Here is a 15,181-nt window from a genome sequence, read left to right on the forward strand (position 1 = left end):
AAGGCTCTCAGAGGCGCCGACTGCGATGCTCGTGTCTGACAGGACCATGGTGGTCGTGCCTTCACGCACAGTGCAGGGCTATCAGGTTTTGCTCGGTTGGGTCGCTGTGTGCGATGTCAACAAGCTTCAGATGTGGCTGTAGTTCAGGGAGTTAACCCTGAACGAGCCAAAGACTTTTCTGTAACGCCACGTGAATTGCTCACACGGCTGATTGATATGGCTGCGATTTAGAGATTTACCCTGAACCAGCCGTAGATCTTTTTAGCAGAGCCGCTTGAATTGCTCAAGTGACTGATTGATACGGTCAAGCCGGACCTGATCCATATCTAGGACTTTTAATCACGAAGCGGATGGACCTCGTGAACTCAGTGTACCTGAGCTCCAAGCGATGCGCAATCACAATGTGATGCCGTTTGTCGTGTTGGTGGGGGCGCAAGGACCTTCGTGAGAGGCGGCTGCGTGCCATGCGGGAGTACCAGGGACGTCGCTGCCAAAGGGCCTGTTGTGATCCCAGGGCGTCTATTTCTATCCACGCACAAAAGGTATACCAAATGGCATACAAAACAAAAAAGCGCCCCGAGAGGCGCTTGTTTGCTTGCTTATTGGCGGAGAGGGCGGGATTCGAACCCGCGGTGGGGATTAGCCCACACACGCTTTCCAGGCGTGCGACTTAAACCGCTCATCCACCTCTCCGAAGCCCTCGATTATAGCCACAGGATTGGGTCGATCTGGGCACGGAGCGGGATTGGGACAAAAAAACTGGTGTGTACCTGTTTTCAGCCCGCTTTCTGCGACGCCTGCACCATTTTCATGGCCGAGCCGATCAGCGCTGACACCTCGGTCATGTTGCTGGGCACGATGAGGGTGGTGGTGGCGTTGGTGGCGACTTGGCTGTAGGCGTCCACGGCCTTTACTGCCACCTTGAGCTGCACGGCCTGCTCGCCGCCTGGCTGGCGGATGGCGGCGGCCACGCGTTCGATGGCCTGGGCATTGGCTTCGGCCACGGCCTTGATGGATTCGGCTTCGCCCTGGGCTTTGTTGATGACGGCCTGCTTTTCGCCTTCGGAGCGGGCAATGAAGGCCTCGCGCTCGCCGGTGGCGATGTTGATCTGCTCCTGGCGGCGGCCTTCGGAGGCAGCGATCAGTGCGCGCTTTTCGCGCTCGGCTGTGATCTGGGCCTGCATCGCGTGCAGGATTTCCTTGGGGGGCGTGAGGTCCTTGATCTCGTAGCGCAGCACCTTCACGCCCCAGTTCAGCGCGGCCTCGTCAATCGCTTGCACCACCTGGGCGTTGATGATGTCGCGCTCTTCGAAGGTCTTGTCCAGCTCCAGCTTGCCGATGACCGAGCGCAGCGAGGTCTGCGCCAGTTGCGTGACAGCCACGATGTAGTTGCTGGAGCCGTAGCTGGCGCGCATCGGGTCCGTCACCTGGAAGTACAAAATGCCGTCCACCTGCAACTGGGTGTTGTCGCGCGTGATGCAAATCTGGCTGGGCACGTCTAGCGGGATTTCCTTGAGGCTGTGTTTGTAGGCCACCTTGTCGAAGAAGGGAATGATGACCTTCAAACCCGGGCCCAGCGTGCCGTGGTACTTGCCGAGCCTTTCGACAACCCAGGCGTTTTGCTGGGGAACCTGTTTGAAGCTCCGGATCACGACGACAACGACCACTATGGCGATGGCGTATGCGATGTAAATGCCGTCCATATCAAGCCTTTCGGGAGAGATTGCTGAAGAGGGTTACAAAGGTTCTACCAGCAGGCGGTTGCCTACAAGTTCGACAACTTTGTGCATTCCGGTGGCAGGCGTCACTCCGGGGCGATGAATCGCGGTCCAGCTTGCGCCTCGGTATTTCACTTGGGTGGTGCCGTCGGAACCCCACTCGCTGATGAGAATGGTTTCCCCCACATCCAGGTTCACGCTGCGGTCGGCGCGGGCTGAGGGGTCTTCGGGGCGCTTCTTCTTGAAGTAGTACCAGCCCACCACGGCAACACCGCCAACCGCCGCAGCCGCCACGACTTGCATTGTTGCCGAGAGGCCCATGTGGGCGGCCAATGCTGCAGCAACCAGCCCCAGCGCCACCATCAGCAGATAAAACGTCCCGGTAAGCAGCTCCGCAACGACCACGGCCCCCGCTGCCAGCCACCAGATGGTGGATGCCTCCATGCTGAACCTCCTTGGGTCGGTTGTGTTTAGTGCACCACATTCTGGGTCAAAAGGGAGGCAGTTCAAAGGCGCGTCAACGTTATTCCTTACACTTCGCGCCTATTTCGTTTTTTGGCCGGGCAGGGCACGTTTGCACGGAGGCTGCGCATGAAGTTTCGCTTTCCCATCATCATCATCGATGAAGACTATCGTTCCGAGAACACTTCGGGTCTGGGTATCCGCGCCCTGGCGCAGGCCATCGAGGCCGAAGGCTTTGAGGTGGTCGGGGTCACCAGCTATGGCGACCTGTCGCAATTTGCACAGCAGCAAAGCCGCGCCAGCGCATTCATTTTGTCCATCGACGATGAGGAGTTCACGCTGGGCGAGGGGCTTGACCCTGTGGTGCTGAGCCTGCGCAACTTCATTGGCGAGGTGCGCCGCAAGAACACCGAGGTGCCGATCTACGTGCATGGCGAGACCAAGACCAGCCGCCACCTGCCCAACGACATCCTGCGCGAGCTGCACGGCTTCATCCACATGTTCGAGGACACCCCCGAATTCGTGGCGCGCCACATCATCCGCGAGGCCAAGAGCTACCTCGAAAGCGTGCAGCCGCCCTTCTTCAAGGCGCTGCTGGACTACGCCGAAGACGGCTCGTACAGCTGGCACTGCCCCGGGCACTCGGGCGGCGTGGCGTTTTTGAAGAGCCCCGTGGGCCAGATGTACCACCAGTTCTACGGCGAGAACATGCTGCGCGCCGACGTGTGCAACGCGGTGGAAGAGCTGGGCCAGCTGCTGGACCACAACGGAGCCATCGGCGAGAGCGAGCGCAATGCCGCGCGCATCTTCAATGCCGACCATTGCTTCTTCGTGACCAACGGAACCAGCACCAGCAACAAGATGGTCTGGCACCACACCGTGGCCCCTGGCGATGTGGTGGTGGTGGACCGCAACTGCCACAAGTCCATCCTGCACAGCATCATCATGACCGGGGCCATCCCGGTGTTCATGAAGCCCACGCGCAACCACTTCGGCATCATCGGGCCGATTCCGCAAAGCGAGTTCGAGCCCGCAGCCATCCAGGCCAAGATCAAAGCCAACCCGCTGCTCAAGGGCGTGGACGCCAAGAAGGTCAAGCCGCGCGTGCTGACCCTCACGCAATCGACCTATGACGGCGTGCTCTACAACACAGAGACCATCAAGGGCATGCTCGATGGCTACGTGGACAACCTGCACTTTGACGAGGCCTGGTTGCCGCACGCGGCCTTCCACCCGTTCTATGGCAGCTACCACGCCATGGGCAAGAAGCGCGCACGCCCCCAGCACTCGGTGGTGTATGCCACGCAGTCCATCCACAAGCTGCTGGCCGGTATCAGCCAGGCATCGCATGTGCTGGTGCAGGATTCGCAAACGGTGAAGCTCGACCGGCCTTTGTTCAACGAGGCCTACCTGATGCACACCAGCACCAGCCCGCAGTACAGCATCATCGCCAGCTGCGACGTGGCTGCCGCCATGATGGAGCCGCCCGGCGGCACCGCGCTGGTGGAAGAAAGCATTCTGGAAGCGCTCGACTTCCGCCGCGCCATGCGCCAGATCGAGGATGACTTCGGCAAGAACGACTGGTGGTTCAAGGTCTGGGGCCCCGACAAGCTCGTGGACGAGGGCATGGGCCGCGCCGAAGACTGGATCATCCGCAGCGATGCCAAGGGCAAGAAGGGCAGCAAGTGGCACGGTTTTGGCCAGTTGGCCGACGGCTTCAACATGCTGGACCCGATCAAGTCCACCATCGTCACGCCCGGCCTGAGCCTGGATGGCAAGTTCGACAAGACGGGCATCCCCGCCTCCATCGTCACCAAGTATCTGGCCGAGCACGGCGTGGTGGTCGAGAAGACGGGCCTGTACAGCTTCTTTGTGATGTTTACCATCGGCATCACCAAGGGCCGCTGGAACACACTGCTCACCGCGCTGCAGCAGTTCAAGGACGACTACGAGAAGAACCAGCCCATGTGGCGCATCCTTCCCGAGTTCTGCCAGCAGCACAAGCGCTACGAGCGCATGGGCCTCAAGGACCTGTGCCAGCATGTGCACGAGATGTACGCCAAGTACGACATTGCGCGCTTGACGACCGAGATGTACCTGTCGGACCTCACGCCCGCCATGAAGCCCTCGGACGCGTATGCGCACATCGCGCACCGCAAGACCGAGCGCGTGGAGATCGACCAGCTCGAAGGCCGCATCACCGTGGGCCTGGTCACGCCGTACCCGCCGGGCATTCCACTGCTGATCCCCGGCGAAGTCTTCAACAAGAAGATCGTGGACTACCTCAAGTTCGCGCGCGAATTCGCCAAGCTGTGTCCGGGCTTCGAGACCGACATCCACGGCCTGGTGGAAGTCGAGGATGAAAACGGCCAGGTCCGCTTCTATGCGGACTGCGTGGCCAAGTCCTGACCATCATTGGCAGGCCCATCCACGGCCGACGCCGTGGACAGGGTTTGAATAAAAATAGGCTGCCAGCGCTTGTCCATCAAGCGCTGGCAGCTATTTTTTTGATAGCTCAGTGAGTGGGGGTTGTGGGGGCACTGCGGCAGGCATGTCCAGCCGCATCCGCACAAAACTCGCAAAACGTGGCAGGCCACCGTCGTGGGTGCCGCGAAAGCGGTAGGTCACCCAGCTGCCGATGGGCGGCGGATCGGCGCGGTCGGCATCCGTCAGCCCTGCGCCCAGCTTGAAGCGCTGGCCCGTGGGCATCTCCACCAGCAGCGCGCCCAGCCGCCCGGCATGCTTGCCTTTGCCCGGCAGGTGGCCCACCACCTGCGCCTCGGTGTCTTCGTGGGTTTTGAGCTTGACGAGATCGTCGCTGCGGCCTGACCGGTACAGCGAGCTGCCTTTGTGCAGCATCAGCCCCTCACCCCCGGCGCGCACGGTGCGCTGCAGCAGGGCCTGCAGGGCCGCATCGGTGGTGATGCGCTGCTGCGAAACGGCCTGCACCCAGGGCTGGTGGATCTGGGCCACCAGGGCTTTCAGCGCAGCCAGGCGCTCATCAAACGGGCCGCCCTGGGCGGGCAGGTCAAACACCATGAAGCGCATCTGCCGCCAGGCCGCATCATCAGGCTGCTGCTGGCGCGTGGTGGACTGGGCGTGCCCAAAGCGCCCGCGCCCGGCCCACAGCTCACCATCCATGGGGGTGGCGGGCCAGCCTGCGGTGAACCACGCGGGCGCGGCCACCGTTTCGCCACCGCGCGTTCGCAGCGTGTGGCCATCCCAATAGCCGCGCACACCGTCGTATTTCTCGCTCACCCAGTAGTCGGCCAGCGGCATGCCGGGGCGGTACACATTGGCCAGCAGCAAGGCGGGCGCGTCGGCGGCCCAGGCCTGGCGCGTGGCCAGCAGAAGGGTGGGGCTGAGGGGCATCAGGCCCAGCCAGGCCAGGCAATGTCTGCGGTGCATACAGCGATATGTGATGGGTTGCTATCAAAAAAATAGCTTCTAGCGCTTATTGGATAAGCGGTAGAAGCTAGTTTGTAGTTGAGCCTGTTCAGCCCCGCAGAGCTTTAGACCTGGTCAGCGCTCAGGCCCGCGGTCTGGCTGAAGCCGCCGTCCACATAGGTGATCTCGGCCGTCATGCCCGAGGCCAGGTCGGACAGCAGGAACGCCGCCACATTGCCCACGTCTTCGATCGTCACGTTGCGGCGCAGGGGCGATGCATCGGCCACGCGGCTCAGCAGCTTGCCAAAGTCTTTGATGCCGCTGGCGGCCAGCGTCTTGATGGGGCCCGCGCTGATGCCGTTGGCACGGATGCTGCGGCCGTCTGCAGTGCGGCCCACGGCCTCGGCCAGGTAGCGCACCGAGGCTTCGAGGCTGGCCTTGGCCAGGCCCATGGTGTTGTAGTTGGGGATGGAGCGCAGCGCACCCAGGTAGCTCAGGGTGATCAGCGAGGACTTGTCGTTCAGGTAGGGCAGGGCCGCCTTGGCCATGGCCGGGAAGCTGTAGGCGCTGATGTCGTGCGCGATGCGGAAGCCTTCGCGCGAGAGGCCTTCCAGAAAGTTGCCCGCGATGGCTTCGCGCGGCGCAAAGCCGATGCTGTGCACAAAGCCGTCGAACTTCGGCCAGGTTTGCGAGAGTTCGGCAAACATGCGTTCGATCTGCTCGTCGCTGCCCACGTCGCAATCAAAGATCAGCTGGGAGTTGAACTCGGCCGCAAAGTCGGTGATGCGGTCCTTGAAGCGCTCGCCCACATAGCTGAAGGCCAGCTCGGCGCCCTGTTCGTGGCAGGCCTTGGCAATGCCGTAGGCGATGGAGCGGTTGGACAAAACACCCGTGATGAGCAGTTTTTTGCCGGTCAGAAAACCCATGTTTGTTCTCCTTGTGGAATGGGGAAAGGCGCCCCGCTGGCGCGCTGCATGTGGTTATGCGCTATTCGCTGCGGTGGCCGATGAACGTAGTGCAGAATTGTCGCATGTGCCTTGTTGCTGTCCGTTTTCGCTGGGTTCGTGCCGTGTTGTGCGCCATGTGTGGCATGGCGTTCGGCTCGGCCTCCTGGGCGGCCCATGCCTATGCACAGTTTGGCGACGTGAAATATCCGCCGGGCTTTACGCATTTCGACTACGTTAATCCGGATGCCCCAAAGGGAGGGGAGATCCGTCTGGTGCCACCCATTGCGGTCACCAATTTCGATAAGTTCAATCCGTTCACGCTGAAGGGAACTGCCCCTGCGGGCATGCTGGAATTGGTTTTTGAGTCCTTACTCGCAGGCAACTCCGAAGAGCCTTCCACGGGCTATGGATTGCTTGCAGAAGATGTTTCTGTGTCTCCTGATGGCCTATCGGCGACTTTCCGGATACGCAAGGAGGCGCGATTCAGTGATGGGTCTGCGGTTGGCGCTGCCGATGTAGTGCATTCGTTCAACACGCTGGTGAGCAAGCAGGCGTCGCCCCAGTTTCGAACCATTTTTGCGGACATCAAGGCGGTACGTGCGCTGGGAGAGCGCCTCGTCCAGTTTGACTTTGCCAGCCCCAACCGCGAATTGCCGCTGCTGGCCGGGAGCATTCCCGTGTTCAGCCGGAAATGGGGGGCTGGAAAATCATTTGACGCCGTGATCACGGATCTGCCCATTGCGTCAGGACCCTATCGTCCGTCCAGTGCGCAACTGGGGCGTGATGTCACCTACCTTCGTGACAAGAATTACTGGGGCGCCGCCTTGCCGGTGCGCAAGGGGCAGTACAACTTCGACCGGATCACCTACAAGCTCTACCTCGACGATACAAGCCGGTTTGAGGGCCTCAAGGCCGGTGAATATGATTTGAAGCGGGAGTTCGTTTCCAAAAACTGGGCGCGCCAATACAAGGGCAAGGCATTTGATTCCGGTGCGGTCAAAAAGCAGGTGTTTGAGCACCGCAATCCTGGGGACTTTCAGGGCTACACCTTCAATCTTCGAAATCCGAAATTCCAGGACATCCGGGTCCGCAAGGCCATCGCGCTGACGATGGACTTCGAGTGGCTCAATCGCCAGATGTTCTACGGCTTGTACAAGCGGGTGGAAGGGTACTTCCCCAACAGTGAATTCCACGCCTCCGGGTTGCCGGGGCCCGCAGAAATGGCCTTGCTAGAGCCTCTGCGAAACAAGCTGCGCCCCGAGGTTTTTGGCCCGGCGTTGCTCTCTTCCAGTACGCTGCCTCCCTCTAGTTTGCGCGACAACCTGCGCATGGCGAAAAAGCTGCTGGCAGAGGCCGGTTGGGTCTATCGCGATGGTGCACTGCGAAATGCCCAAGGCGAGGCTTTCCAGATGGAATACCTGAACTCGCAGCCCTCGTCGGTGCGGTTGGTGATCCCCATGCAGATTGCTTTAAAGAAGCTGGGGATTGACTTGAAGATACGCAATGTGGATGGAGCCCTCTATCAACAGCGCATGGATGAGTTCGAGTTTGAATTGGGCAGCCTCCGCATCCCCGGGAGAAGCTCACCCGGGAGCGATCTCTTTGAGTACTTTGGATCCAAGGCCGCTGCCACGCCGGGATCGGCCAATATGTGGGGCATTGCCGATCCTGCGGTGGACAGCCTGATTCGCTCAGTCCTCTCCGCAACGACCAAGTCCGATGTGTCTGCCGCGATGCGCGCGTTGGACCGGGTTTTGTCGCACGGTTACTACTCGATTCCCCAGTGGTACAGCGATGAGTTTTTTGTGGGTTACCGGCCGGCAGGTTTTGTCTTGCCGCCGACCATCCCCCCCTTCTACCAGCCGGACTCCTGGGCCGCCGCCACGTGGTGGGCGTCGACGAGCAACCGCTAGGTGCAGACTGCATGCTCAGCTACATACTCAAACGCATCCTGCTGATGGTGCCCACGTTGCTGGGGGTGCTGTTGCTGACCTTTGTGGTCATTCAATTCGTACCGGGCGGGCCAGTCGAGCAATTGGTGTCTCAGCTCCAGGGGCGCTCTTCGGGCGGGGAGGGGGCTGCTCCCAGTGCTGGAGCAGGGGGAGACTACCGTGGCCGGCAAGGGCTGAGCCCAAAGCAAATCCAGGAAATCAAGGAGCTCTATGGCTTTGACAAGCCCGCGCATGAGCGCTTCATGAAGATGCTCTCCTCCTTTGCGCGGTTTGACCTCGGGCAGAGTTTTTATCAGCGAAAGGCGGTGTGGGACCTCGTTCGTGAAAAGCTCCCCGTCTCCATCAGTCTGGGCCTGTGGACTTTCTTCATCAGCTACCTTGTTGCCGTGCCGCTTGGGGTGGCCAAGGCGGTGCGGGCCGGTTCGCGGTTCGACCTGGTGACCACCCTGCTCATCCTCGTCGGCTACGCCATCCCCGGCTTTGTGCTGGGCGTGGCGCTGCTCGTGATCTTCGGCGGGCAGCTGCAATGGTTCCCGCTGCGGGGGCTCACATCGGCCAATTGGGAGCAGTTGTCCTGGGGCGCGCGCATCGTGGACTACCTGTGGCACATCGCGCTGCCGGTCACGGCCATGGTGCTGGGCAGTTTTGCTGTCACGGCCATGCTGACCAAGAACGCGTTCCTTGAAGAGATCCGCAAGCAGTATGTGCTCACGGCACGCGCCAAGGGTTTGAGCGAGCGGCAGGTGCTGTGGAAGCATGTGTTCCGCAATGCGCTCATCCCCATCGTCACCGGCTTTCCGGCGGCGTTCATCGGCGCGTTCTTTGCGGGTTCGCTGCTGATCGAAACCCTGTTCTCGCTCGATGGCCTGGGTCTGCTCAGCTATGAGAGCGTGATCCGCCGCGACTACCCGGTGGTGTTGGGCACGCTCTACCTGTTCACGCTGATCGGGCTGGTGACCAAGCTCATCAGCGACCTTTGCTATGTGTGGGTGGACCCGCGCGTGAAGTTTGACTAGCCCGAACGCACCGATGGCCCTGATGAGTCCTGCTGCTACACCGTCTTCGCTCTCCCCGTCCCGCCGCGCCTGGCTGCGCTTCAGGCGCAACCGGCTGGGGTACTGGAGCCTGCTCGTTTTCTGCGCCCTGGTGCTGGTCAGTCTGGGGGCCGAGCTGGTCAGCAACGACAAGCCGCTCATCGTGCGCTATGAGGGGCAGACCTACTTCCCCATGCTCAAGGACTACCCCGAAAAAACCTTCGGGGGCGACTTCGAGACGCCCACCGACTACCTCGACCCGTTCATCAAGGAGCGGCTGGGTGCAGGCAGCAACTGGGCGCTGTACACCTTGAACCCCTACGGCCCCAACACGCTCAACTACTTTGCCAAGACGCCCAACCCGTCGGCCCCCACGGCCGACAACTGGCTGGGCACGGACGACCGGGGGCGCGACCTGCTGGCGCAGCTGCTCTATGGCTTTCGGGTGAGCGTGCTGTTTGGCCTGGCGCTCACCGTCACCGGCGTGCTGCTGGGTGTGCTCACCGGGGCGATCCAGGGCTTTTTTGGCGGCAAGACCGACCTCGCGTTCCAGCGCTTCATCGAGATCTGGGGCTCCATGCCCGAGCTGTACCTGCTCATCATCTTCAGCGCGGTGTTTGCGCCCAGCATTGCGCTGCTGCTCATCCTGCTATCGCTGTTTGGCTGGATGGGACTGTCCGACTACGTGCGCGCCGAGTTTCTGCGCAACCGCCAGCTTGACTACGTGAAGGCCGCGCGTGCGCTGGGGGTGGGCAACCTGCAGATCATCTGGCGCCACATCCTGCCCAACAGCCTCACGCCCGTGGTGACCTTCTTGCCGTTTCGCATGAGTGCGGCCATCCTGGCGCTGACCTCGCTCGATTTTCTGGGCCTGGGCGTGCCGCCTGGCACACCGTCGCTGGGCGAGTTGCTCAGCCAGGGCAAGAACAGCATTGACGCGTGGTGGATTTCGCTCTCGACCTTTGCCGTGCTGGTCACAACCCTGCTGTTGCTAACCTTCATGGGCGATGCGCTGCGTGATGCACTCGACCCCAGAAAACAATGAACACCCCCCTGAGTCGCTTCGCGCCTTCCCCCCTCTCTTGGCTTCGCCGGGAGGGGGAACGCCGCCAGCGCAAGCAAGCGGAGCGCCGCATGCGCGGCTTGGCGGCCCTTGTGCGGCGTCCGCTGGCTTCGTGCGTGCCAGTTGCAGACGCCCAATGCGACGCCAGCCCATTGTGAACGACAGATAAGCCATGAGCGTCACACTCCCACCGCCGCCCACATCCGCGCCACTGCTAGAGGTGAAAAACCTGCATGTCCGCTTCGGCCCCAAGGAGGTGGTGCGGGGCGTCAGCTTCAGCATTGCGGCGGGCGAAAAACTCGCGCTCGTGGGTGAATCCGGCTCGGGCAAGACCCTCACCGCCCTGAGCCTGCTGCGCCTGGTGGGCGATGCCGTCATCACCGGGCAGGCCCATCTGCAAGGGCGTGGGGACCTGCTGGCACTGACAGAGCGCGAGATGCGCGGCGTGCGTGGCGATGACATCGCCATGGTGTTCCAGGAGCCCATGACCGCGCTCAACCCGTTGATGACCATTGGTGCGCAGATTGCCGAGATATTGCAGCTCAAGCGCGGCCTCACGGGTGCCCAGTGCGCGCAGGCCGCCATCGAGCTGCTGGCGCAGACCGGCATCCCCGAGCCTGCGCGGCGGGCGGGCAGCTTTCCGCACCAGCTCAGCGGTGGCCAGCGCCAGCGGGCCATGATTGCCATGGCCCTGGCCAGCAGCCCGAAACTGCTGCTGGCCGACGAGCCCACCACCGCCCTCGATGTGAGCCTGCGCGGGCAGATTCTGGATTTGCTGAGCGACCTGCAGCGCCAGACCGGCATGGCCGTGCTGCTCATCACGCACGACCTGAACCTGGTGCGCCGTTTTGCCGACCGCGTGGCCGTGATGGAGCAGGGCGTGCTGGTGGAGCAGGGCGCTGTGGCCGAGGTGTTTGGCGCCCCGCAGCATGCCTACACCCGCCGCCTGATTGCCAGCCAGCCGCGCCGCGATGTGGCCGAGGCCGCCCCGCCCGCCGGCACGCCCCCCGTGGTGCTGGCGCAGGGCCTGCGCGTGGCCTATCCCACGCCGCTGCCTGGTATCAAGGGTTGGTTCAAGAAGGGCGAATTCGTGGCGGTGCACGGCGCGGCGCTGCAGCTGCTGCCGGGGCAGACGCTGGGGGTGGTGGGCGAGTCCGGCTCGGGCAAATCCACGCTGGCGCAGGCCATCCTGGGCTTGCTGCCTTGCGCGGGCGAGCTGCAGGTGGGGGGCCAGGCCTGGCAGCAGCCCGCCATGCGCAACACACCGGCCAACCAGCAGTTGCGCCGCCGGGTGCAAGTGGTGTTTCAAGACCCGTTCTCGTCCTTGTCGCCGCGCCTCACGGTGGAAGAGATCGTGGGCGAGGGGCTCAAGGTGCACGAGCCCGCGCTCACCGTGGCCCAGCGCCGCGCCCGCGTGGTGACGGCGCTGGCCGAAGTAGGCCTGGCCGAAGACCAGTACCCCCGCCTGCTGGAGCGCTATCCCCACGAGTTTTCAGGCGGCCAGCGCCAGCGCCTGGCCATAGCGCGGGCGCTCATCGTGCAGCCCCAGGTGCTGGTGCTCGACGAGCCCACCAGCGCCCTGGATGTGACCATCCAGCAGCAGGTGCTGGGCCTGCTGCAGCGCCTGCAAAAGGAAAAAGGCCTGAGCTACCTGCTCATCACGCACGATGTGGATGTCATCCGCGCCATGGCGCACGACGTGGTGGTGATGAAGGATGGCGCCGTGCTGGAGGGGGGCCGTGTGAATGCGGTGCTGGATGCACCGCAGCACCCCTACACCCAGCGGTTGGTGGCGGCTGCCGGCGGGCCGGGAATTGCGGGGTGAAGGGATGATGATGGCCTGACTGCCTGCGGTTGCGCAAGCCCCTGGGCCGTGGAAAGATGCCCTTGTTCCCTGCAGCCCGCAGGGGTGTCCTGGCCGGAGCCACCATGTCTGAATCGATGCCTGCCCAGTCCTTGGCCCCGCTGCCGGGCGCTTCCGCCCTGCCCGAGGACGGCGGCGAGGCGCTTCTGGTGGATATTGCGGAGGTCTACCGCCAGGCCCATGCCCTCGCAGCCCCGGGCCAGTGGGTCACGGCCCTGCACTGGGGGGGCGAACACAGCGTGCTGGCGACGGGGCCGGAGCCGACATGGCCTTCGGTCATGCTCACGCTGGCCCTGGGCCAGCAGAAGACGGCGCGTGATTTCTTCCGTGGCGCCCTGCCCACGCCGCTGGAGCTGGAGAACGCCATCGCCTCGGTGGAAGACGAGGTCTATGCGGCCCATGTGCGCCACCGCCAGTGGGTGCCCGAAGGGGCCACGGTCCTGCTCTGTTCCCTCGACCCCGCGCTGCACGAGATCGCCACCCTGGCGGGCATTGCGCCAGGGCCCGCCCGGGTGCTGTCGCTGGAGGCCATGGAGCGGCTGTTCAACCGGCTTGCGGCCGTGGCCCAAGGCCGCCCTGCTGCGCACGAAGGGCTGCCCGCCAGCCCCGCCTTCGCGGCCAGCCTGCTGGTTTTGCGCGAGCTGATGCACCACATGCCCTTTGCCGCCATCACCTTGATGGAAGGCCGGTAGCTGCCTGCGGGGGGAGGGGGCTGCCAGCGCTTCAAGCAAAGGTATCGACGGATTCCCCGAGGCCAGGCATGCGGCGCGGTGGGGCGGTGCTGGCCGGCGCCTGCGGGTGGGCCTGGGCCTGCTGTTGTGCCTGGGCCTTGTCCATCTGTTCCTGCTGCGCTTGGCGCTGGATGGCGGCAATCTGCTGCTGCACCATCTGGATCTGGGCCTGCAGCAGCTTGATTTTTTCTTGCTTGGCCTTGGCCTCCATGTCTTGCCCGGCCACGCTGCGCAGCTCGTTGGTCAGCTCGCGCAGCTGCTTTTGCAGCTTGTTGATGTTGCTGGCGGCATTGGCGCTGGAGGCGGTGCCCGATGAGGCCGTGGCGCTGGAGATTTGCATGCCGGGTTATCGGCATCCTGGCAGAAATCTCAAGGGCATGGCGGCGGTTGACATCCTGTCAGGTGTGCGGGGAGCGTGGGGTGTGGGCGGTGGACAACGCCGAGAGGGACAAGCCCTTGGTGCGCGGTAACAATCCGTGCACTTTCACCCGAACCCACCCCGTCCCCAGAGCCATGTCGCAAAACGCCCATACCCTGCACCTGTTCTTCGAAGACCCGATCAAGCTCAAGCTGGGCCAACTGGTCTACCAGTACCTGGCCGCCGGCAACACCGAGCAGGCGCAGCGCTGGGCCGACAAGCTGGGCGGCGCAGACCTGGCCGCCCTGTGGGACGCGCAATGGTTCAACCAGCAGGTGTCGGCCGAGCGCACCCACCTGCTGCTGTGTTTTGACACCGGCACCCACGACGACCTGCCCTTGCGCGCGCTGGAAACGCTGTTTGCCCATGGCCTGCGCTCGGCGGTGCTGGAGGTGTTCTACGACCAGGTGGGCGAGACCGAGCGCATGCACTTCGACCAGGGCCAGTGGGTCTCGCGCAAGGCCTTTTTCGAGTCCAACCCCCAGTGGCGCGCCGTGGTGGAGCCGGCGCACGAGCGCAGCACTGCTGGCGAAGGCGGCAGGGGCGCAGACAGCGCGCCAGACGGGGACGAAGAAGACCCCTACGGCCACTCCAAGGACCCGGCCAAGCCCATCAGCGTTGCCAAGCTGCGCAAGGACGAGGCCGAGCGCAAGAAAAAAGCCGAAGAGGCCGCGCAGGCCTTCATCGACATGGCCCGCGCCATGGGCAAGAGCGGCAAGTCGCCCGTGCAGGGCCTGATCGCGGTGCTGCTGCTGCGCGCCGGCTTCAAGGGGCTGCTGCAGGCCATCGTGTTTACCGTGGTCACCGTGCTGCTGTTCAAGGGCTTCTGGCTGTGGCTGGGCCTGGGCCTAGTGCTGGCCATCGCGCTGCCGCTGTACTACATGCTGAGCGAATACAAGGACATCCACGGCGATGACGGTGACGACGATGCTGAGGGCGGCGAGGAGGGCGACGCCGAGGCGCCACAAGGCGAGCCGCCCGCAGGCGAGGACTCCGCCGCCCACACCGGCAACAAGGCCGGGCACTGAGCGCCACACACATTCACGGACTACGAGGGAGCGATTCAAAGATGCTGACAGAAATCGAATGGTGGGGCGGGCTGATCTTCGTGCTGGGCGCAATCACCTACAAGCTGGTGATGGGCGCGCTCGACAAGAAGGACGAGGGCATCGACTGGTACCGCTGGCAGATGCACGCCTTCTTCCTGCTGCCCGCTGTGGTGCTGGCCGGGTACTTCTACCCCCTGGCGCGCACCGAGCTGCAGTACGGTTACCTGGGGTTGCTGGGGGCTTCGCTGGCGGTGGTGCTGGTGATGCTGGTGCAGGAGATCACGGGCGACGGCCCGGAGGACGCCGAGAAAAAAGCCGCCCAGGCCGCCAAGGATGACAAGTCGGAGAGGGAGGGAGAAGAAGAAAAAGAAAAAGAGAAGAAGCCGCAGCCAGCCGAAGAAGACGAAGAGACCGGCTGGCTGATGACGGTGGTCGGTGCGCTGGTGCTCTACAGCCCGGTGCTGGTGGCCTGTGGCCTGGGCTGCACCAAGGTCTGGCCCATGGTGCAGCGGCTGCTGTGAGGTGGGGCCTGCCCGGGCACACTCCGGGCAGGCCC

The 15,181-nt window shown here is 63.3% G+C and carries 13 protein-coding genes and 1 tRNA gene; 8 read left to right on the forward strand and 6 right to left on the reverse strand.

Going from position 1 to position 15,181, the window contains the following annotated elements; genetic code table 11:
- Positions 1-603 precede the first annotated feature (603 nt).
- The 3 genes from DBV10_RS14685 to DBV10_RS14695 all read right to left on the reverse strand — a co-directional run bounded on the left by DBV10_RS14685 (position 604) and on the right by DBV10_RS14695 (position 2,162).
- Positions 604-693: transfer RNA gene (locus DBV10_RS14685), tRNA-Ser, on the reverse strand.
- 83 nt (positions 694-776) lie between these two features.
- Entirely contained in the window at positions 777-1,694 is a 918-nt protein-coding gene (locus DBV10_RS14690; protein ID WP_124514418.1) for an SPFH domain-containing protein, read from the reverse strand.
- A gap of 42 nt (positions 1,695-1,736) precedes the next feature.
- Complete coding sequence (locus DBV10_RS14695) at positions 1,737-2,162, reverse strand: NfeD family protein (RefSeq protein ID WP_124514360.1); 426 nt, start codon at positions 2,160-2,162, stop codon at positions 1,737-1,739.
- A 147-nt stretch (positions 2,163-2,309) separates the two neighbouring features.
- Here DBV10_RS14695 and DBV10_RS14700 point away from each other — a divergent pair, with 147 nt between their 5' ends.
- The gene (locus DBV10_RS14700) at positions 2,310-4,589 is read left to right on the forward strand and encodes an arginine/lysine/ornithine decarboxylase (protein WP_124514361.1); all 2,280 of its coding nucleotides are present in this window, start codon (positions 2,310-2,312) and stop codon (positions 4,587-4,589) included.
- Positions 4,590-4,679: 90 nt separating this feature from the next.
- Here the strand turns inward: DBV10_RS14700 and DBV10_RS14705 are convergent, their stop codons facing one another.
- Together DBV10_RS14705 and fabI are read right to left on the reverse strand one after the other, a co-directional pair.
- Positions 4,680-5,588, reverse strand: a complete 909-nt coding sequence (locus DBV10_RS14705; RefSeq protein ID WP_124514362.1) for a DNA ligase — start codon at positions 5,586-5,588, stop codon at positions 4,680-4,682.
- A 104-nt stretch (positions 5,589-5,692) separates the two neighbouring features.
- Positions 5,693-6,493, reverse strand: coding sequence for an enoyl-ACP reductase FabI (gene fabI, locus DBV10_RS14710; RefSeq protein WP_124514363.1), 801 nt, complete (start codon positions 6,491-6,493; stop codon positions 5,693-5,695).
- A 104-nt stretch (positions 6,494-6,597) separates the two neighbouring features.
- Between fabI and DBV10_RS14715 the strand changes: the two genes are divergently transcribed.
- The 5 genes from DBV10_RS14715 (at position 6,598) to DBV10_RS14735 (ending at position 13,119) form a co-directional block, all read left to right on the forward strand.
- Entirely contained in the window at positions 6,598-8,427 is a 1,830-nt protein-coding gene (locus DBV10_RS14715) for an extracellular solute-binding protein (RefSeq protein ID WP_233589931.1), read from the forward strand.
- Positions 8,428-8,438: 11 nt separating this feature from the next.
- Positions 8,439-9,482 carry a microcin C ABC transporter permease YejB gene (locus DBV10_RS14720; protein WP_124514364.1) on the forward strand — a complete coding sequence of 348 codons (1,044 nt, stop codon included), beginning with the start codon at positions 8,439-8,441 and terminating at the stop codon, positions 9,480-9,482.
- Positions 9,483-9,495: 13 nt separating this feature from the next.
- A complete protein-coding gene (locus DBV10_RS14725) occupies positions 9,496-10,545 on the forward strand; it encodes an ABC transporter permease (RefSeq protein ID WP_199740111.1) in 1,050 nt (349 codons plus the stop codon).
- A 190-nt stretch (positions 10,546-10,735) separates the two neighbouring features.
- On the forward strand, positions 10,736-12,388 hold the full coding sequence (locus DBV10_RS14730) for an ABC transporter ATP-binding protein (protein ID WP_124514366.1): 1,653 nt from the start codon (positions 10,736-10,738) through the stop codon (positions 12,386-12,388).
- A gap of 104 nt (positions 12,389-12,492) precedes the next feature.
- Entirely contained in the window at positions 12,493-13,119 is a 627-nt protein-coding gene (locus DBV10_RS14735; protein WP_199740112.1) for a hypothetical protein, read from the forward strand.
- Positions 13,120-13,150: 31 nt separating this feature from the next.
- Here DBV10_RS14735 and DBV10_RS14740 read toward each other — a convergent pair whose 3' ends face one another.
- Positions 13,151-13,498, reverse strand: a complete 348-nt coding sequence (locus tag DBV10_RS14740; RefSeq protein ID WP_124514367.1) for a FlxA-like family protein — start codon at positions 13,496-13,498, stop codon at positions 13,151-13,153.
- A gap of 173 nt (positions 13,499-13,671) precedes the next feature.
- Here DBV10_RS14740 and DBV10_RS14745 point away from each other — a divergent pair, with 173 nt between their 5' ends.
- Together DBV10_RS14745 and DBV10_RS14750 are read left to right on the forward strand one after the other, a co-directional pair.
- Entirely contained in the window at positions 13,672-14,604 is a 933-nt protein-coding gene (locus DBV10_RS14745; protein ID WP_233589932.1) for a hypothetical protein, read from the forward strand.
- A 41-nt stretch (positions 14,605-14,645) separates the two neighbouring features.
- Positions 14,646-15,146: a hypothetical protein gene (locus tag DBV10_RS14750; protein WP_124514368.1), complete on the forward strand. Its 501-nt coding sequence runs from the start codon at positions 14,646-14,648 to the stop codon at positions 15,144-15,146.
- Positions 15,147-15,181: the final 35 nt, after the last annotated feature.

It is taken from the genome of Acidovorax sp. FJL06, assembly GCF_003852545.1.
Lineage (GTDB): Bacteria > Pseudomonadota > Gammaproteobacteria > Burkholderiales > Burkholderiaceae_C > Acidovorax.